A 19,104-nucleotide genomic window follows, 5' to 3' on the forward strand; every position below is an offset into this window, starting at 1 on the left:
GCCACCCTGCACCCGGCCTCTTCACGGTCTGGACACGCGGCCGTACAGCCACGGCGCCTCCGCGACGAACGTGCACGACCCGGGTTCGATCTCGGTGAACCCGGCGTCGCGCACCACCGGCAGCCCGGCGGCGACCAGGGCCGCGAAGTCGCCGGGGGCGGCGGTGCGCGCGCTGACCGTGAGGCCGCGCTCGCGCCAGGCGTCGCGCTCGGCCCGGTCGCTGGCCCACCAGGCGAGCTGGGCGGCGTGCCCGGCCTGCGCCATCGCCTTGCCCGCCGACATGGACAGCCCCGGGTTGGCCCACAGGACGGGCGCCTCGGCCGGCCCGAGCTCGCGGGTGTCGGTCAGCTCGGTGCCGGACACCTGGAGCCGCGCGAGGTCGCGCGGCCAGGCGTCGAGCGGCACGGGAGGGTGCACGCGCACCTCGGCCGTGCGCTGCTCGACCGTACGGCCGGGCAGCGCCGACGCCCGGCGCCACTCGGCGCCCCGGGCCCGGCGCACGACCTTGCGGATCTTGCCCGTGGACTGCCAGGCGTGCAGCTCGTCCGTCCACTCCCCCGGGTCGTCGAGCAGGCTCAGCACGGCCATCGCCGCGGCCTCCAGGGCGTCGGTGCGCTCGGGGGGAGCGGCCCGCTCGATCCTGACGACGAGGGGCAGGACCATCAGTTCGGAGTCGTTCATCGCCCCCTAGCATGCCGGATGGCCAGCGACATGCCGGTGGCGGCCAGGCAGAGCAGGCCGGAGCCGTACCACGCGAGGTCGTAGGCGCCGAGGTGGTCGCGGGTCAGACCGGCGGCCACGGCGGCGATCGCGGCGCCCACCTGGTGGGAGCCGAACACCCAGCCGAACACGACCGCGCCGTCGGCGCCGTACGCCTGCCGGCACAGCGCCACGGTCGGCGGCACGGTCGCCACCCAGTCGAGGCCGTAGAACACGATGAAGATCAGCATGCTGGGCTCGGTGGTGGCCGCGAACAGGCTCGGCAGCACCATGAGCGACAGCCCGCGCAGCCCGTAGTAGACGCCGAGCAGCACCCGGGGGTCGATCCGGTCGCTCAGCCAGCCGGAGGCGATCGTGCCGGCGACGTCGAAGATCCCGACGATGGCGAGCAGGCCCGCGGCGGTCGGCTCGGCCATGCCGTGGTCGTGGGCGGCGGGGATGAAGTGGGTGCTGACCAGGCCGTTCGTGCTGGCGCCGCAGATGGCGAAGCCGCCCGCGAGCAGCCAGAACGGCCGGGTGCGCGCCGCCGAGCGCAGCACCGACAGCGCGCGCACCGCCGCGTTGCCCGTGGCGGGGGCCACGCGCGGGGCCTCGGGGTCGGCCCCGAGCGCGGTGGTGTCCACGTCCTCGGGCCGGTCGCGCAGCAGCCACCACACGAACGGCACCACGGCGAGGGCGGAGCCGGCCACGGTCAGCGAGGCCACCCGCCAGCCCGGCCCCTCGGCCAGGCGGGCGAGCACGGGCAGAAAGACGAGCTGCCCGGTGGCGCCGGCGGCGGTGAGCACGCCGGTGACCAGGCCGCGGTGCCGGACGAACCACCGGTCGGCCACGGTGGCGGCGAAGACCAGCGCCATCGACCCGGTGCCCAGGCCGACGAACACGCCCCACAGCAGCAGGAGCTGCCAGCTCGCGGTCATGAAGACGGTCAGCCCGCTGCCCGTGGCCACGAGCAGCATGGCCGCGGCGACCACGCGCCGCATGCCGAAGCGGTCCATGAGGGCGGCGGCGAAGGGGGCGGTCAGGCCGTAGAGCACCAGATTGATCGAGACGGCGAGGGAGATCGTGCCCTTCGACCAGCCGAACTCCTCCTGGAGAGGAGTGATCAGCACGCCGGGGGTGGCGCGGAAGCCGGCGGCGCCGAGGATCGCCACGAACGCGACGGCCGCGACGAACCAGGCGCGATGGATCCCGCGCGTGCGGACAGGAGGGGTGCTCAACGTCATGGGCCCATCCTCTGGGAGCGGGCGTGACGGCCGCGAGTGGCCGGAAAGCCATCCTGTGAAAGAATCGGGCCATGACGCACCGGGTCGCGGTCCTCGTCCTGAACCACTTCTCGCCCCTGGACCTGGGGGTTCCCGGCCAGGTGTTCTGGGCCGCGGAGACGGCCTCCGGCGAGAAGCTGTACGAGGTGGTGACCTGCTCCCCCGGACGCCGGCCCGTACGGTGCGCCGCCGGCTACAGCGTCGTGCCCGACCACGACCTCGACGTGCTCGACACCGCCGACACCGTCGTGGTGCCCGGCATCCTCGCCGGCCGGGCCATGAAGGACGGCACGCTCCCGGCCGAGCTGCGGGACGCGCTGCGCGGCCGTCCCCGGGTCATGTCGATCTGCACGGGGGCGTTCGTGCTGGCCGCGGCGGGGCTGCTGGACGACCGTCCCGCCACCACCCACTGGCGGGAGGCGCCCCGCTTCGCCGCGCTGTTCCCCCGCGTGCGGCTGGACCCGTCCGTCCTGTACGTGGACGACGGCGACGTGCTGACCTCGGCCGGGGTGGCCGCCGGCCTCGACCTGTGCCTGCACGTGGTCCGGCGCGACCACGGCAGCGAGGTGGCCAACCGGACGGCCCGCCGGTGCGTCACGCCGCCCTGGCGCGAGGGCGGGCAGGCCCAGTACGTCGACCGGCCCCTGCCCGACACCGGCGGCAGCGGCACCGGCGCCACCCGGTCGTGGATGCTCGGCCGCCTCGACGCGGACCTGCCGCTGGAGGCGCTGGCGGAGCACGCGCGGATGAGCGTGCGCACCTTCACCCGGCGCTTCCGGGAGGAGACCGGCATGAGTCCGGCCCGCTGGCTGGCCCGGCAGCGGGTCGAGCACGCCCGGCTGCTGCTGGAGACCACGGACCTGCCGGTGGAGGAGGTGGCGCGGCGCTCGGGGTTCAGGACGTCGGTGTCGCTGCGCCAGCACCTGTACGCCGCCGTCGGGGTCGCGCCGCTGGCCTACCGCCACACCTTCCGCCGCGCCGCCGCTTGCGGCTGAGCGCCGTCTCGGCGGGCGAAATCGGGCGGCGGCGCGCCGGGCGCGAGGGATACCCTCACCGGCGTGATCTCCCTCCGGATCGGCGTGGGCCGATCGCCCCGCCCCGGCTCACTGTGGCGCGACCGCGACTTCCTGATCTTCTGGTGCGCGCAGACGCTGTCGGTCGCGGGCGACTCGTTCGCGCTCATCGCCGTGCCGCTCCTCATCCTGAACGTCACCGGCTCGGCCACGCAGATGGGCCTGCTCACCGGGGTGGCGGGCACGGCGTCGGTGGTGGCGGGGGTGTTCGCGGGGGTGCTCGCCGACCGGTTCGACCGCAGGAGGCTGCTCATCGCCTGCGACCTCATCCGGCTCGTCCTGTTCGCGACGATCCCGGTGGTCTGGGCGTTCGGGACGCACGTGTGGCTGCTGTACGCCGTGCTCCCGCTGGCCGCGGCCGTGGGCATGGTCTTCCAGGTCACGTACGTGGCCGCGGTCGGCGGCCTGGCCGGTGAGGGACGCGTCACCGAGGCCAACGGCATGCTGTACGCCACGGCAGCCGCGGCCGGCGTCCTGGGACCCACCCTGGCCGGCGTGGTGGCCGGGCACTTCGGCCCGACCGCCGCGATCACCATCAACGCGGCCAGCTTCGCGCTGTCGGCGCTGGGCGTGCTGCTGACCCGTTCCTCCCGATACGCCGTCGAGTCCGCGCAGGCCACGGAACCGGCGCGCGAGGGACGGCCGTGGCGGGAGCTGCTGGCCGGGGCGGAGTTCCTGTTCCGGCACCCCGTGCTGCGGACCCTGACGATCCTGCTGTCGTTCTTCATCTTCATGACGCTCGGGCTGACCGACATCGTGATCTACCGGCTCAAGCACGACCTCGGCCAGAGCGACTCCGTGGTGGGCCTCGTGCTGGGCGTCGGGGCGGTGGGCACGATGGCCGGCTCGATGCTCGTGGCCCGGGTGCGGCGGACCCTCGGGTTCGGGCCCTCGTGGATCGGCGCGCAGGTCGTGTCGGGGCTCGCCATCCTCTCCCTCGGGCTCGCGGGCACGGTGTGGGCCGTGGCCGCGATCATGGCCCTGTACCTGGCGTGCGTCAGCGTGGCCGGCATCTGCTCCATGTCGCTGCGCCAGCAGGTGACGCCTCCGCACCTGCTGGGGCGGGTGACGTCGGCGTTCTGGACGATCCACTTCTCGCTCGGGCCGGTCGGCGCGGCCGTCCTCGGCTGGGGCGCCGAGCATCGCGGCGCGACGACGGTGTTCGTCGTGGCCGGCGCCTCCTGCCTGGTGCTGGCGCTCGTCGCGCTCCTCACGCCCGTACGGCAGCGCCACCCCGAGCGCGCGTGACCCCGGGTCAGCGCCGACCGGCGGCGCGCACCAGCAGCCCGGCCAGCCCCTCCACCAGGCCGGGGTCGGCCGGCCGCCGGGAGGTCACCAGCCCGACGTGGCGGGCCGGGCGCGGCGGCCGGATCGGCACGACGGCCACGCCGGCGGCCGAGCGGTCCAGGGCGACCTCCGGGATCAGCGACACGCTCACCCCGGCGGCGACCAGCGCCTGGGCGAAGAAGTAGTCGCTGGTCCCGCCGGCGAACACCGGCTCGAACCCGGCCCGCTCGGCGTACCGGCGCAGAAACGCCTCCGTCTTGGAGCAGCCGAGCACCCACCGCTCGCCGGCCAGCTCGGCCAGCTCGACGGCCTCGCGGCCGGCCAGCCGGTGCCCCGCGGGCAGCACCACCGACAGCGGGTCCTCCATGAGCGGCGTCCACTCCAGGACCGGCCGGTCGCCCTGGACGAGCGGCAGCGGGCCGTCGAAGTGGTAGGCGAGGGCGAGGTCGGCCACCCCCTCGCGCACGAGGGGGAGGGCGTCCTCCGGCTCGCGCTCCAGCACGTTCACCTCGACGTCGGGGTGGGCGGCCACGAACGCGGTGAGCGCCTCCGGCAGCAGGCGCCGGCCGCCGCTGCTGAACGTGGCGACCGTCAGGCGGGGCCGGCCGGCCGCGATCCGGTCGATGCGCTCCTGGGCGCTGCGCAGCTCGGCGAAGACCACGTCGGCCGCCTCCAGGAGCAGGCGTCCGGGCTCGGTGAGCACCACGCCGCGCGTGCTGCGCTCGACGACGGGCGCACCGACCGAGCGTTCGAGGCCGGCGATCTGCTGCGAGACCGCCGACGGCGTGAAGAGCAGCGCGGCGGCCGCCTTGGCGAAGCTGCCCTGGCGGGCCACCTCGCGCAGGACCCGGAGCCGCTGCACGTCGATCAACAGTTCTCCTAACGGCCTCGTAAGCAGGTCGGCACTTCTGCTCACCGCCCCGCCCCGGCAGGCTCGGTGCCGTGAAGAGCGTATGCGTCATCGGCGGGAGCCGTTACTTCGGGCTCCGCCTCATCGAACTGCTCCGCGACGCGGGCACGGCCGTCACCGTGGTCAACCGCGGCTCGGCCGCGCCGCCGCCGGGGGTCGCGCACGTGGTCGCCGACCGCGACGACGAGGACGGGCTGCGCGCGGCGCTCGGGCGGCGCGCGTTCGACGTGGTGATCGACCAGGTCTGCTACACGCCGCTCCAGGCGGCGCTGGCGCGGCGGGTCTTCGCCGGGCGCACTCCCCGCTACGTCATGACGTCCACGATGGAGGTGTACGACCCGGCCACCTCCGCGCTGGTCACCCCGGCCGCCCCCGGGACGCCGGTCACGGAGGAGTCGCTGGACCCCGCCGCGTGGCCGGTGGACGGCGGCCCGGCCGGTCCTGGCGCGTCCCGGCTGCCCGCCGAGGCCGTCCGGTACGCCGAGGACAAGCGGCGGGCCGAGGCGGTGCTCGCCCGGGAGGGGGCCTTCGCGTTCGTCGCGGTGCGCTCGGCGCACGTGCTCGGCGTGCGGGCGCGCGACTTCACCGGACGGCTCGCGCACTACGCCGAGCGGATCCTCGCGGGCCGGCCGATCGCGGTCCACCGCGACCCGTCGCCGACCTCGTTCACGAACGACGAGGAGATCGCCGGCCTGCTGTACCGGGTGGCGGCCTCAGGCCACGCCGGCGCCGTGAACGCCTGCTCGCACGGGCCGCTCGACGTGCTCACGCTGTGCGCGGCGATCGGGGAGCGGATCGGGCGGAGGCCGGTGTACCGGGTGGTGGAGCCGGGCGAGGAGGCGTCGCCATTCTCCTTCGACCGCCACTACGCCATGGACAACGGCCTGGCCGCCCGGCTCGGCCTGCCGCTCTCGGCCACCGCCGACTGGCTGCCCGACGCCGTCGCCGCGACGCTCGGCCACCTGAAGGCGGCCTGACGTGCGCGCCCGATCCCTGACCCGCCGCCTCGGCCCCGTGGAGGTCGGCGCCGTCGGCCTCGGCGCCATGCCCCTGTCCATCGAGGGCCGTCCGGGCGAGGAGCGGGCCGTGGCCACGATCCACGCCGCCCTCGACGCGGGCGTCACGCTCGTCGACACCGCGGACTCGTACCACTGGCACGCGGGCGAGACCGGCCACAACGAGGAGCTGGTCGCCCGGGCCCTCGCCTCCTACGGCGGCGACCGCGACGCGGTGCTGGTCGCCACGAAGGGCGGCCGAGGGCGGCCCGGCGACGGCTCGTGGACCGTCACGGGGACGCCCGAGCACCTGAAGCGGGCCTGCGAGGGTTCGCTGCGGCGGCTCGGCGTGGAGGCGATCGGCCTGTACCAGCTGCACAAGCCGGACCCGGCCGTGCCCTGGGCCGAGTCCGTCGGCGCGCTGCGCGACCTCCTCGACGCGGGCAGGATCCGCATGGCGGGGGTGTCGAACGTGGACACCGCCCAGATCCTTCAGGCCCGCGACATCCTCGGCGACGGCCTGGTCTCGGTGCAGAACCGCTACTCCCCGGCGGTCCGCGACAGCGAGCCCGAGCTGGAGCTGTGCGCGCGGCTCGGCCTGGCATTCCTGCCCTGGAGCCCGCTCGGCGGCCTGTCGCGCAGCTCCCTGGACGGCCCCTCGGGCCAGGAGCGCGACCCGCGCATGGCCGCCTTCCACGAGATCGCGGCCGAGCGCGGCGTCAGCCCGCAGCGGGTCGCGCTCGCCTGGCTGCTGGCCCGCTCGCCGGTGGTCATCCCCATCCCGGGGGCCAGCCGCCCGGAGACGATCCGCGACTCGGCCGCCGCCGCGGCCCTCACACTGACGGACGCGGAGCTCGCCCGCTGTCCCTGACGGCGCCGCCACCAGCACTGGCCTGCCCGTCTGACCCTCTCTCTTGACAGCGTCGCGGCGCAACGGAGATCGTTCCTGGCAAAGATCAATCTTCGGTCCCGACCAGGGAAGAGCGCGATGAAGCTGATCAGCGGCGGGTTGCTCGCCGGTGTTGCCGTGGCGGTCGCGGGAGTGCTGCTGGCCCGCCGGCGTTACGTGGTGGTCGCCGTGGAGGGGGTCAGCATGGCCCCGACGCTCAACGACGGCGACCGCATCCTGGTGCGACGGCGGCGGTTGGACCAGGTGTCCAGGGGCGACGTCGTGGTGCTGGAGCCGACGCCGGACCCCACCGGGCGCATCCTGCCCGGCCCGCCCGGACCGGACGGCCGGCGCTGGAACATCAAGCGGGCCGTGGCCTTACCCGGCGACCCCGTCCCTCCCGACGTGCCCGTGGAGGGGGACGTGGAGCGGGTGCCGGCCGGCGCGCTCGTGGTCTACGGCGACAACGAGCGCAGCTTCGACTCCCGGCAGCGCGGCTTCTTCCACGCCGACAGGCTGCTCGGGGTCGCGTTGCGCCGGTTGGGCGGGTCCGCCCTCTAGACCGGAGCGGAGGGCACGCCCGTGGAGTTCCGACTTCTTGGCCCGATGCGGATCCAGGCCCGCGGCTCGGCGGTGAGGATCACGGCGCCCAAGCAGCGCACCGTCCTCGCCATGCTGCTGGCGCGGGCCGGTCACGTCGTCCCGGTCCGGTCCCTGGTGACGGAGGTCTGGGACGACCGCCCGCCGCGCTCCGCCGTGGCGAACCTGCGCACGTACCTCACGCAGCTGCGCAAGCTGCTGCCGCCCTCCGCCGATCCCGCGGCCGAGCGGCTGGTCACCTCGGAGGCCGGCTACCTGCTGCGGGTGGAGCCGGAGGAGTTCGACCTGTTCCAGTTCGAGCAGCTGTCGGGGCACGGCGGCCGGGCGCTGGCCCGTCGCGACCTCGGGGCCGCGCTGGACGCCTACAGCCGGGCGCTGTCGCTGTGGGAGGGGATGGCCGCCGAGGACGTGCCGCTCGGGCCGAGCCTGCGTGAGGTGGTGGCCCGGCTCACCGACCGCTACCTCGGCGTGGTGGAGGAGCACACCGAGATCCAGCTCCTGCTGGGGCGCTATCCCGAGGCGGTCGGGCGGCTGCGCGAGGTCGTCGCGCAGTATCCGCTGCGGGAGCGGCTGCACGGGCAGCTCATGGTGGCGCTCTACCGCAGCGGCGACGTGGTGGGCGCGCTGGAGGCGTTCGCGGTGGCCCGCCGGGTGCTGGCGGAGGAGCTGGGCATCGACCCGGGGCCGGACCTGCTGCGCCTGCACCAGGCGGTGCTGCGCCGCGACGCCGGACTGCTGGCCCCGCCGGAGCCCGCGCCCCTGCCCATGGCCGCGCCGCCGGAGGCCGGGTGCCCCGCCGGCCGCTGCCCGGGTGAGCGCGCGCCGGTCGAGGCCGGTCCGGGCGAGCGCGGGCCGGTCGCGTGCGGGCGCGGTGAGCGCGGGCCACGCCAGCTGCCTCCCGCCCCCAAGGTCTTCGTCGGCCGTACGGCGGAGCTGGCGGCCCTGCGGGCCGTCCTGACCGCCGAACCCGGGCCCGGCGGCGGCCCGGCGGTGCTCGCGCTGCACGGCCCCGGCGGGACGGGCAAGTCGGCGCTCGCGCTGCGCGCCGCCCACGCCGTCGCCGGCCGGTACCCCGACGGCCAGCTCTACGTGGACCTCCAGGGCTCCTCCCCCGGCCTGCCGCCGCTGAGCCCGGCCGAGGCGCTGGGCCGCTTCCTGCGCGCCCTCGGCGTACCCCCGGGCCGGGTCCCGGCGGTGCCGGCCGAGGCGGCGGCCCTCTACCAGTCGTCGCTGGCGGGCCGGCGGATCCTGGTCGTGCTCGACAACGCGGTGGGCGCGGCCCAGGTGGCTCCGCTGCTCCCTGCCGACACGGGCTGCGCCGCCCTGGTCACCAGCCGGGCGGCGCTGACCACCATGGACGCCGTGCCCGTCGCCGTGGGGCTGCTGAGCGAGGCCGACTGCGTGCGCATGCTGGCCGCGCTGACCGGAGAGCACCGCGTGGCCGCCGAACCCGGGGCGGCGGCCGAGATCGCCCGCTGGTGCGGCCGCCACCCGCTCGCGGTGCGCATCGCCGGGGCGCGCCTGGCCGCCCGCCCCGACTGGTCGCTCACCCGTTTCGGCGAACGGCTGCGCGACCACCGCGACCGGCTGGACGAGCTGCGGGCGCCCGGCCTGAACCTGCGCTCCTGCTTCCAGGTCGGCTACGACACGCTGACGAGCGCCGCCCGGGCCACGTTCCGCCGGTTCGGGGTGCTGGAGGTGCCGGAGATGGGCGTGGAGCTGGCCGCGGCGCTGGCCGGCACCGGGCGCAAGGAGGCCGAGGCGGCACTGGACGAGCTGGCCGAGGCACGGCTGCTGGAGCCGGTGGCCGAGGGCCGCTACCGCGTCCACGACCTGCTGCGGCTGTTCGCCGCCGAGCTGGCCGAGGCCCACGACCGGCCGAAGGACCGGGCCCGGGCGCTGCGCCGCGCCCTCGACGCGTACCTCGGCCTCTGCCGGGAGATGCGCGACCTGCTGCAGCCGCACCTGCGGGGCGGCGGTCGGCCCAGGAGCGGCGGGCGCGACCCCGGGCAGGTGCGGCGCCCGGGCGCGCCCTCCGCCGGACACCGGCCCGGGGGCGGGCGCGACCCCGGGCCGCTGCTGTCCGGACCCGCCGCGGCCGTGCGCTGGCTCGACACGGAGCTGCGCTGCCTGGTGGCGGCCGCCGCGCAGGCCGCGCGCGGCGAGCCGGACGTCGCGCGGTTCGTCACGGAGCTGATGCCGCTGGTCAAGGCCGTGGCCATGAAGGGCGGCCACTGGCGGGAGCTGGAGACCCTCTCCCGCCTGGCGATCGGCGTGGCGCGGCGCGACGGCGACCGGCCGGCGGAGGCGGCCACGCTCGTGACCCTCGGGCTGCTGGAGTGGCGGGCGGGCCGCGCTGAGGAGGCGCGCGACCTCATGAGCCGCGCGCTGGACCTCTGGCGCGAGGTGGGCGACGGCGAGGCCGAGGGGCTGGCGCTGCACAACCTCGGCTGGCTCGGCATGCAGACCGGCGACCTCGGCTCGGCGCTCGACCACATCACCGCGAGCCTGCGGCTGCTGGAGGCCCACGGCTCCAGCCGGGTCGGGCTGGTCGGCCACAACCTGGGCGAGGTGCTGCTCCGGCTGGGCAGGCACGCCGAGGCGGCCCGCCGGTTCGAGCGCTGCCTGGCCGTCCGCCGGGCCGACGGCGACCTGTACGGCGAGAGCATCACGCTGGCGGCGCTCGGCCGCGCGTACGGGCTGCTGGACCAGCGCGAACGGGCACTCGCCGCGCTGGAGGAGGCGCTGGCCCGCTGCGGGGAGACCGGCAACCGCGAGGACGAGTGGGAGGCGCGGCTGGCCAGGTCCGAGATACTGCTGCGCCAGGGCGACCCGGCCGCGGCCGAGGCCGACCTGGTGCGCGTCCTGGAGCTGACCGCCCGCATCGGCGACGCCTACGGGCAGGCGGCCGGGGCGCGGCAGCTCGCCCGGGCCCGCACGGCCCTCGCGGACCCGCGCGCCGAGGCGGACGCGCGCCGCGCCGGCGAGCTGTTCGCCGACCGGGCCCTGCGCCGCGACCCCGCCCTGGAGCGGCTGCTCACGGCCCGGTTGTAGAGCGGCTGTATGGGCCGCTGTATGTCCCCCAAATAGCTTTTCGGCCGACCGCATCGCTACGGAAAGGAGCGTGGATCCATGTCCAACGTCCTGGGCAGGCTCGGCGACCGGATTCTCGAGAAGCTGGTGCCGAAGACGTCCGCGGCAGCCTACGAGTACTACGTGCACTGCTACTGCCGGGAGCGCTCCGACTACCAGAAGATCTGCATGCTCAGCGGCGGCAAGACCTACTGCGGGTCCTGCTACGTGTTCAGGACCTGCGGGGCCTGAGCCCGTGAGGCGCGGGTCCGCCGGCGGTCCCCACCGCCCGCGGACCCGCGCCGGAACCGCCCCTCCACAGCCCGACACGGCCGTCCACCGTCTGATGCGAGGTCACCCATGGCTTTCCTGATCGCCGCCGTCGTGCTCGTCGGCCTGCTCTGCCTGCTGAACCTGGTGCTCATGACGGGCGTCCTCCGGCGGCTGCGCGAGCACACCGCCGAGCTGCAGCGCCTGGCCGGCGGGGCGATGGCACCCATGTCCTACGACCCCAGGGTCCTGGTGGGGCGCAGGCTGCCGGAGGACGCGGCCGGGCCCCGGCTCGTGGGCTTCTTCGACGTGGACTGCGACACGTGTCACGAGCGGGCGCCGGAGTTCGTGGCGGCGGCCCGCGGGGAGGACGGCGGCGCCCTGGCGGTCGTGTCGGGCGATCCCGGCAAGGCGGACGACCTCATCGAGCTCATGAGCGGCGTGGCCGAGGTCGTCACGGGCGACGACGCGCTGCGGATCACGGAGGCGGTCGGCATCAGCGCGTTCCCGACGTTCCTGCGTACGGGCGCGGAGGGCGTGGTCGTGGCGGCGGACACGGAACTGACCGGCCTGGCGACCCACCGGCCGCACCACGCGTGAGCGGCCGGACGCGCCACGCGACCGATCCCGGAACGTCCCCTCGGACCAACCGTGTACAGGTAACCCTGCTCCGCACCCAGGCTCTCGACGTCACGCCCGGATGAGGGCCAGCGCTTGCCGTGCGGCGCGCTGGTAGCGTTCGTCCGCCGGGACGTCGCGGCGAGTCACGCGGGCCCGGCCGTTCGCGATGACCTCCAGCGCGGGCACCGCCTCGGCCGCCGCCGGGCCCATCATCCCGAGCCCCTCGACGGCGCGCAGCGCGGACGCGGCCCCTCGCCACCAGCCGTCGCCCGGCAAGGGTCTGGTGGTGATGGCGTCCCGCAGCGGCGCGACCAGCCCGTCGGGCTCGCCGGTGATCGCCCACAGGGCCCGCGCGATCGCCACCCGGTCGAAACGGTCGGCGAACTCGTCGTGGTACAGCGCGCGCAGGACGGGCACGGCTTCCTCGGCGGCGGGGCCGAACTCTTCGAGCAGGGGTGCGACGTCGCCCGCCGAGTGACCTCCGTAGCGGGCGAGGTGTCGCGTGAGCAGCGCCGGCGCCTCCCCCGTCTCGCCCGTGATCCGCCACAGGGTCCAGGCGGCCTCGTGCCGGTGCGCCTCGTCGCCGAGCACGGCACGCACCCGCGGCACGACTTCGGCTGCTGCCGGGCCGAGCGCCGCGAACAGGGGGAACGCGGAGGCGAGGTACGTGGTGGTGAGCCGGTCGGCGATCGGCTGGAGGAGCGGCGCCGCCGCCTCCCGCCACGAGACCAGCGCGTTCATGCACTCGAGGTGCTCGAACCCGCCGGACCCTCGCGACGCGGGGCCGAGGAAGTGCGTCAGGGCCGGCATCAGCGCGTCCGCGTGCGCGGCCATGGCCGGGATCGCCTCCAGCACGTCGAGGTCCCTGAGGCGGCCGAACCCGTGGCGGAACGCCGCGGCGAGCCACGGCACGCAGCGCCCGTCGCCGAGCACGGCCAGCGTTTGCACGGCGGGAGCGGCCACCTCGGGCCACGGTCCGGCCGGATCTCCCGTCAGCATCTCGGCCATCAGGTCCGCCTGCGGCGCGGCCGCCTGTCCCGCCTGCGAGATCACCCTCACCGCGTGCACGAGCGGCTGTTCCTGCCCGATCCGGCGCCTGTGGGGAGGCGCGACGGACCTGAGCTCCCGCACCTTGCCGGCGAGCGCCGGGAGGAGCTCCACCGCGGACGCCCGCCAGGACGCGATCGCCTCTCCGGCGAGGTAGAGGGCCTGGTCGGTCTCCCGGTGCCCGGGACGGGCCAGGAGCTGCCGGACGAGAGCCCGCTGCCAGTGCTCGGCCTGGATCAGCGCCGTGCCGAGAGGGGTCACGGCGTCGCCGTGCCAGCGGATGCGGGTGTGCTGGAGTGTCGTGGCCGGGTCGGCTTCCGCGTCGGCCATGAGGGTGATCGCCGCCTCGCTCGCGGGTGGCGCCGCGGGTTCGGCGAGCGCCAGCCCGGCCGCCGCCGCGGCGCGCACGTCGCGATGCGCGTCCTCGGCGCCGGCCAGGCCGGAGAACCACTCGACGTGGTCGCCCGCCGCCAGCCACGCCACGGCCAGCACGCAGGCCACCGCGCCGGCGTCGGCGGTCATCGGGCCCGGCCCGTCCGCGCTCCGCTGGCCTTTGGCGCCCCGGGCCCTGATCTTCACCCGGGCCCCCTTCTCGGCCCGCGCGCGTAAGGCCGGGAGGACGGTGGGCGCGGCCTCGGGCAGGCAGGCCAGCAGACGGGCCGCCGCCACCACGACCTTCCGGGCGACGTCGTCCAGAAAGCCCACGAGCGCGTCCGCGTGCGCGACCATCGCCTCGCGCGCCAGGGCCACGTGGTCCGGCTCGGGACCGGCGGCGGCGTCCCTCAGCACGTCCCGGTACGGCGCGCTGCGCGCCATGTCCGTGAGCAGGTCCAGGAGCAGACCACGATGGGGCTGCCGCGCGCCCCGAGCACCCTCGATCAGATAGGGCACCAGGCAGGGGGCCGCGCCGCAGACCTCGTCGGGCACATGGGTGACGAACAGCCCGTGCCTGAGGCGCCACACCGGCGAGTCGTCCCCCTTGCCCGGCCGCGCCGCCACGATCTCCCGCAGCAGGTCCCCCACCCGCCCACCACCGCGGGAGTCGTAACCGAGACGACCCCAGGGCACCTCGTCCACACCGTCGAACACGGCTGCCACCCTCTCCACACCCACGACGAGCACGCGGCCGCAGGATCTCAGAGAGCACCGACATCGTCGCGAGCGCGAAGTGCCGGCACGAGGGGGGACCACCTCCTTCCTCTCCTGTCGTACTATCAGGCGACTTCTTGAGAGTGGTAGGACTGTGGACATCCGGGTGCTGGGCCCGCTGGAGATCATCGGCGACGACGGGCGGTCGTGTCAGGTCGGCTCGCCGAAGCTGCGGGCGATGGTGAGCGCGCTGGTGCTGGCCGAGGGCCGGCCGGTGGCGCCGGCCACGCTGATCGACCGGTTGTGGGGCGAGGAGCCGCCGGCGGAGGCGCAGGCGTCGCTGCACTCGTACGTCTCCAACCTGCGCCGCCTGCTGGAGCCGGGACGCCGGGCCAGGGCGCGGAGCCTGCTGACGTTCGGACCCGTGGGCTACACGCTGGAGATCGACCAGGAGCAGGTGGACGCGACGCGTTTCCTGCGCCTGGTCGGGCAGGCGGAGCAGGCGGCCGAGCCGGCCGAGGCGGAGCGGCTGGCGGACGAGGCGCTGGCGCTGTGGCGGGGCGAGCCGTACCCGGACCTGGACGACCAGGCGTACGCGGCCGCGGCCAGGGCGCGGCTCACCGAGGCCCGGGAGCGGGCGCGCGAGCTGCGGGTCGGCGCGGTCATCCGGCAGGACCGGCACGACGAGCTGCTGGGCGAGCTGGAGGCGCTGACGTACGAGCACCCGCTGCGGGAACGGCTGTGGGCGCTGCGGGCGCTGGCGCTCTACCGCAGCGGCCGCCAGGGCGAGGCCCTGGAGACGCTGCGCACGGCGCGCCGGATCCTGGCCGAGGAGCTCGGCATCGACCCGGGGGACGAACTGCGCGAGCTGGAACGTGACATCCTCGGCCGATCTCCCGCGCTGCTTCCCGACCGGCGGCGGCCTGAGCCGCGGTCAGGCGGCCCCTCATCGGCCGGACCCGGATCGTCCGTACCCCCATCAGGCCGGCCCGGGGCGGCCGAGGCGGGGATCGCCGGGCGGAAGGACGAGCTGGCGGCGCTGGACAGGCTGCTGGAGGCGGCGGCGGCGGGCCGGCCCGGGTTCTCGCTGATCACGGGAGAGCCGGGGATCGGCAAGACCCGGCTGGCCGAGGAGCTGGTGAGCCGTGCGCGGGCCAGGGGTTTCACGGTCGCGGTGGGGCGGTGCGCGGCCACGGAGGGCGCACCGGCGTTCTGGCCGTGGGTCACGGTGCTGGAGCGGCTGGCCGACACGCTGCCGCCGCTGCCCGCCGACGTGCGCGCCGACCTGCCGGGCGTCGGCTCCGCGACCGGGGCCGAACCCGAGGGCGCGCGGTTCCGCACCTACGAGGCGGCGGCGCGGGCGCTGACCGCGAGCCGCCGGCCGGTGCTGGTGGTGCTGGACGACCTGCACTGGGCGGACCGGTCCTCGTTGCGGCTGCTCGGCTACCTGGCCGGGCACGTGCAGGACGGCAGGCTGGCCCTGGTGGGGACGGCCCGCGACTGGCCGCCGCCGGAGGGCGCGCTGGCCGAGGCGTTCGAGGCGCTGGCGCGCCGGCAGGCGGTCCGGCTGCCGCTGTCCGGCCTGGCGGCCGCCGACCTGGCCGAGCTGACCCCGGCGGGCACGGACGTGTCCGCGCTCCGGGACCGCACGAACGGCAACCCGTTCTTCGTCACGGAGCTGATGCGCTACCTGGAGACCGGATCGCCGGGCCGCGGCACGCTGCCGCTGGGCGTGCGGGACGTCGTGCTCGGCCGGGTGAACCGGCTGCCCGAGCCGTCGGCGACGCTGCTGCGGGTGGCGGCGGTGGCCGGGCGGGAGTTCGACGTGGCGGTCGTGGCCGAGGCCGCCGGGCTCGACCTGGACACGGCGCTGGACCTGCTGGAGCCGGCCATGACCGCCCACCTGGTCGCGGAGGGGCGGCCCGGGCGGTTCCTGTTCGTGCACGCGCTGGTGCAGGAGGCGCTCGTCGCGGTGGTGCCGGTGCTGCGCAGGGCCCGGCTGCACGCCGCCGTGGCCGCCGCGATCGAGTCGCGTACCGGCGGCCCGGCCTCCGACCGGCTGGCCGCCGCCGCGCACCACTGGTTCGAGGCCGTTCCCGCGGGCCACACCGCGCGGGCCTGGCGGGCGGCGTGGCGGGCCGCCGAGGAGGCCAAGCGGCTGCGCGCGTACGACGCCGCGGTGGAGCTGCTGGAACGGGCCGAACGGCTGGCCGGGGACGACCCCGGGCTGGGCGAGGCCGAGCGGATGGACCTGCTGTTCGCGCTGGCCGAGGCCAGGTTCGGCGCGGGCGACTCGCTGGGTCAGGAGGCGGAGCTGACGCGGATCCGCCATCTGGCCAAGCAGGCGGGCGACCGGCGGCGCTGGATCGAGGCCGCGACCGGGTACGGCGGGCGCATCCTGCAGCCCTGGAAGGTCTACGGCGACCACGACGCCGACCTGGTGGCGGACCTGGAGGAGCTGGCCGCCGACGAGGGGCTGGAGCCGTCCGCCCGGGCCCGGGTGCTGGCCTGCCTGGCGCTCCAGACGTACTACCAGCCGGGACGGGACCCGGCGGAGCGGGACCGGTGGAGCGCCGAGGCCGCGCGGCTGGCCCGCCAGGAGAACGACGCGACGCTGCTGGGCCGCGTGCTGTTCGCCCGCTACTACGCGCTGCTCGACCCGGACTCGGTGCACCAGCGGCTGGCGGCGGGCGAGGAGATGGCCCGCGCCGGGTCGGAGGCGGGCGACCACGAGCTGCGCACGATCGGGCTCACCTGCCAGGGCGGCACGCTGCTGGAGCTGTGCCGGGTGCGGGAGGCCCTGGACGTGCTGGCCGAGGCGGAGCGGCTCATCGGCCGCACGCACATGCCGTACCTGCGCATCATGCTGAACTGGCTGCGGCTCGGCGTGCTCGCCAGCCGCGGCGACCTGGAGGCGGCCGAGTCGCTGCTCGCGGCCACCGTCGCCGAGCAGCGGACCACCTCGATGTGGGGGGTGGAGTCGAGCACGGCGGGCGCCACGTACCAGGTCGCGCTCATGCGCCTGCGCCGCGGGAAGGCCGAGGCGGTGCAGCCGCCGCAGGACGTCACGCACGATCAGCTCGATCGGTTCAACGCGGACGGGTACGCCCATTTCCTGGTCGTCAGCGGCCGGCTGGAGGAGGCGCGGCGGGCGCTCGGGCCGTGGGAGCGGCAGCCGCCGATCCCGCGCACCTTCGTCTACCTGTTCTGGCTGGTCATCCGCTGCGAGGTGTGGGCGGCGCTGGGCGACCGGGAGGCCTGCGCCGACCTGTACGAGGAGGCGTCGCCGTACGCCGACCGGATGGGGATCTCCGGGCTGAGCCTGCTGATGTGGCCGGTCAGCCGGTCGCTGGCGCAGCTGGCCGAGGCGCTGGGCGACACGGAGACGGCGCGGCGGCACGCCGAGCACGCCGAGAGCGTGGAGCGGGAGCTGGCTGATCCCTCGCCGGCTCACCCCCACAGGTAGGCCGCGCGCCGCCGGTAGCGGCCGCCGGCCAGGCGGCTGAGCAGCAGCATCGGCCTGGGCGCCGTCCTGCGCAGGTGGGCCTCGACGTCGGGCGGCAGCTCGGCGGTGATCCAGCCGAGCAGCCTGACCAGCCTGCCGAGGCCGTACTCCTTCATGATGGCCTTGTGCATCTCGGCGTCCTCCTCCGGCGTGATGTGGGCCATCATCAGCGGGATCCCGTCGGTCTCCTCGTGCGCGAGGTGCGCGCCGAGGGTGTCGGCCAGCCCGCGCAGGGCCGTCATCAGCCGCTCGCGTCCGGGCTCGGACGGGGCCGCCTCGAACGCCTGGAAGGCCGCGGTGCTCTCGCTGAGCCAGCGGTCGCAGGCCTCGTGCTCGGCCTCCAGCGCGTCGATCGTGCCGACCGACTCCGGCGCCCGCTCCCGCAGGCGCGGCCAGACCGTCTCGTCCTCGGCGGTGTGGTGGTGGTGCAGCACGAACAGCACCCACGCGTGGTGCTCGCGCAGGGCGGTGACGCGCCGGCGGTCGTCGAGGCGGACCCGGCCGGCAGCGGTGATCAGGTGGCCTAGGTCGCGGCGGAAGCCGAAGTGCGCCAGGTACATGTTGCTCATGTCGAGCGGACCGGGCGCGGCGGCGGCCTGACCGGGCAGCATGATCTGCGGCACGTTCGGGTGTGCGGCGGTTCGCATGGCGGTGCTCCTTCTCGTCGTGTCCGTCGTGGGGGGTCGTGTCCGTCGTGGGAGGGGTCGTGTCCGTCGTGGAGAAAGGGACGGCGTCATCGTGGCCGCCCCCTCTTGGGGCGCTCTGGAAGATCAGCGACAAGAGCGGCTCAAGACCTTTTCGGCAGCGTGCGGGGCATGACGCTCCCGCTGCCCTCCTCGACGTTCGGGACCTCCCCGGTGTGCGCCTACACCTCGCTGACCCGTGACGGGCGGCCTGTCACCTGGCCGGTCACCCCGTACACCGGTCCCCGCGGCACGATCGACGTCAGCACCGGCCTGACCTATCCCGGCAAGGCCGAGCGGGCGCGCCGCGATCCGCGCGTGGCCCTGCTGTTCGAGGGCGACCCGGTGGTGCTGGTGCAGGGCCGCGCCACCGTGCGCGACGCCGACCTGCAGGCCAACACCGACCGGTACGTCCGCGACTCCCGCGCCAAGGTCCCGGACGCCTTCGCGGGGCTGCCGTGGTTCCTGCTCAAGCGCCTGACCTGGTACTTCGCCCGGATCTACGTCGAGGTGACGCCCGAGCGGGTCACGTGGTGGCACGGCGGCGACCTGACCCGCGCACCGCTGACCTGGACGTGCCCGCCCGGCACCGAGGCCCCCGCCTCCGACCCGCCGCCCTCCGGCCCTCCCCTGCCCGGCCGGTGCGCGCCGCCCGCCGACTGGCGACCCCACGCCCGCCGGGCCCGCGACCTGGGGCGGCCGATCGTGTCGACGGTGACGGGGGGCCTGCCCGTGACCGTGCCGGCGCGCGCCTTCTCCGCCACCGCGACCGGGTACGAGCTGGATCTGCCCGCCGGTGTGGCGGCCGTGCCGGGACCGGTGTGCCTGACCTTCCACCGGCACGATCCGGGCATGCGGTGGCAGGAGAACGTCGTGCTGCTCGGCACCGCCACCGTCCGGGGCGACGACCGGCTCGGCGTCGCGATCGACCGCGCGCTGCCCGACTGGAGCCTGCCCGAGGACCGCCGCCTGCGGACCCGGTCCTTCCTCGGCCACGGCAGGCTCCTCAGGCGCCGGGTCCGGGCCGAGGCCGCGCGCCGCGCCCAGCCGGTGCCGAAGGTCCGCCTCGGGGATCGATGAC

15 protein-coding genes are annotated in these 19,104 nt (G+C 75.8%); 10 read left to right on the forward strand and 5 right to left on the reverse strand.

Annotated features, from left to right (window positions below; all coding sequences use genetic code 11):
- Positions 1–21: 21 nt before the first annotated feature.
- Entirely contained in the window at positions 22–681 is a 660-nt protein-coding gene (locus HT134_RS23510) for a peptidyl-tRNA hydrolase (RefSeq protein ID WP_175602590.1), read from the reverse strand.
- Positions 678–1,943 carry an MFS transporter gene (locus HT134_RS23515; RefSeq protein ID WP_175602591.1) on the reverse strand — a complete coding sequence of 422 codons (1,266 nt, stop codon included), beginning with the start codon at positions 1,941–1,943 and terminating at the stop codon, positions 678–680. Before HT134_RS23515 ends, HT134_RS23510 begins: the two co-directional genes overlap by 4 nt.
- Before the next feature lie 71 nt (positions 1,944–2,014).
- Here HT134_RS23515 and HT134_RS23520 point away from each other — a divergent pair, with 71 nt between their 5' ends.
- Both HT134_RS23520 and HT134_RS23525 read left to right on the forward strand, forming a co-directional pair.
- Positions 2,015–2,977, forward strand: coding sequence for a GlxA family transcriptional regulator (locus HT134_RS23520; RefSeq protein WP_175602592.1), 963 nt, complete (start codon positions 2,015–2,017; stop codon positions 2,975–2,977).
- 63 nt (positions 2,978–3,040) lie between these two features.
- Positions 3,041–4,303: an MFS transporter gene (locus HT134_RS23525; RefSeq protein ID WP_175602593.1), complete on the forward strand. Its 1,263-nt coding sequence runs from the start codon at positions 3,041–3,043 to the stop codon at positions 4,301–4,303.
- A 7-nt stretch (positions 4,304–4,310) separates the two neighbouring features.
- Here the strand turns inward: HT134_RS23525 and HT134_RS23530 are convergent, their stop codons facing one another.
- Positions 4,311–5,204 carry a LysR substrate-binding domain-containing protein gene (locus HT134_RS23530; protein WP_312888376.1) on the reverse strand — a complete coding sequence of 298 codons (894 nt, stop codon included), beginning with the start codon at positions 5,202–5,204 and terminating at the stop codon, positions 4,311–4,313.
- 80 nt (positions 5,205–5,284) lie between these two features.
- Between HT134_RS23530 and HT134_RS23535 the strand changes: the two genes are divergently transcribed.
- The 6 genes from HT134_RS23535 (at position 5,285) to HT134_RS23560 (ending at position 11,678) form a co-directional block, all read left to right on the forward strand.
- Positions 5,285–6,229 carry a Rossmann-fold NAD(P)-binding domain-containing protein gene (locus tag HT134_RS23535; RefSeq protein WP_175602595.1) on the forward strand — a complete coding sequence of 315 codons (945 nt, stop codon included), beginning with the start codon at positions 5,285–5,287 and terminating at the stop codon, positions 6,227–6,229.
- A 1-nt stretch (position 6,230) separates the two neighbouring features.
- A complete protein-coding gene (locus tag HT134_RS23540; RefSeq protein ID WP_312888354.1) occupies positions 6,231–7,118 on the forward strand; it encodes an aldo/keto reductase in 888 nt (295 codons plus the stop codon).
- Positions 7,119–7,235: 117 nt separating this feature from the next.
- Positions 7,236–7,697 carry a S26 family signal peptidase gene (locus HT134_RS23545; RefSeq protein ID WP_175602596.1) on the forward strand — a complete coding sequence of 154 codons (462 nt, stop codon included), beginning with the start codon at positions 7,236–7,238 and terminating at the stop codon, positions 7,695–7,697.
- 45 nt (positions 7,698–7,742) lie between these two features.
- Positions 7,743–10,790: an AfsR/SARP family transcriptional regulator gene (locus HT134_RS23550; RefSeq protein WP_175602597.1), complete on the forward strand. Its 3,048-nt coding sequence runs from the start codon at positions 7,743–7,745 to the stop codon at positions 10,788–10,790.
- A 78-nt stretch (positions 10,791–10,868) separates the two neighbouring features.
- Positions 10,869–11,060 carry a hypothetical protein gene (locus tag HT134_RS23555; RefSeq protein WP_175602598.1) on the forward strand — a complete coding sequence of 64 codons (192 nt, stop codon included), beginning with the start codon at positions 10,869–10,871 and terminating at the stop codon, positions 11,058–11,060.
- A 108-nt stretch (positions 11,061–11,168) separates the two neighbouring features.
- Positions 11,169–11,678 carry a thioredoxin domain-containing protein gene (locus HT134_RS23560; protein WP_175602599.1) on the forward strand — a complete coding sequence of 170 codons (510 nt, stop codon included), beginning with the start codon at positions 11,169–11,171 and terminating at the stop codon, positions 11,676–11,678.
- Between the two features lie 90 nt (positions 11,679–11,768).
- On the opposite strand, the gene HT134_RS23565 is transcribed toward HT134_RS23560, so the two are convergent.
- Entirely contained in the window at positions 11,769–13,835 is a 2,067-nt protein-coding gene (locus tag HT134_RS23565) for a hypothetical protein (RefSeq protein ID WP_175602600.1), read from the reverse strand.
- 154 nt (positions 13,836–13,989) lie between these two features.
- Between HT134_RS23565 and HT134_RS23570 the strand changes: the two genes are divergently transcribed.
- Positions 13,990–17,301 (forward strand): ATP-binding protein, encoded by a 3,312-nt coding sequence (locus HT134_RS23570; RefSeq protein ID WP_175602601.1) that lies wholly within the window; start codon positions 13,990–13,992, stop codon positions 17,299–17,301.
- On the opposite strand, the gene HT134_RS23575 is transcribed toward HT134_RS23570, so the two are convergent.
- Positions 17,286–17,987, reverse strand: coding sequence for a hemerythrin domain-containing protein (locus tag HT134_RS23575; protein ID WP_175602602.1), 702 nt, complete (start codon positions 17,985–17,987; stop codon positions 17,286–17,288). The genes HT134_RS23570 and HT134_RS23575 overlap by 16 nt on opposite strands.
- Positions 17,988–18,155: 168 nt before the next feature.
- Between HT134_RS23575 and HT134_RS23580 the strand changes: the two genes are divergently transcribed.
- On the forward strand, positions 18,156–19,103 hold the full coding sequence (locus HT134_RS23580) for a pyridoxamine 5'-phosphate oxidase family protein (RefSeq protein WP_175602603.1): 948 nt from the start codon (positions 18,156–18,158) through the stop codon (positions 19,101–19,103).
- Position 19,104: the final 1 nt, after the last annotated feature.

Source organism: Nonomuraea rhodomycinica, from assembly GCF_013363995.1.
Taxonomy (GTDB): Bacteria; Actinomycetota; Actinomycetes; order Streptosporangiales; family Streptosporangiaceae; genus Nonomuraea; species Nonomuraea rhodomycinica.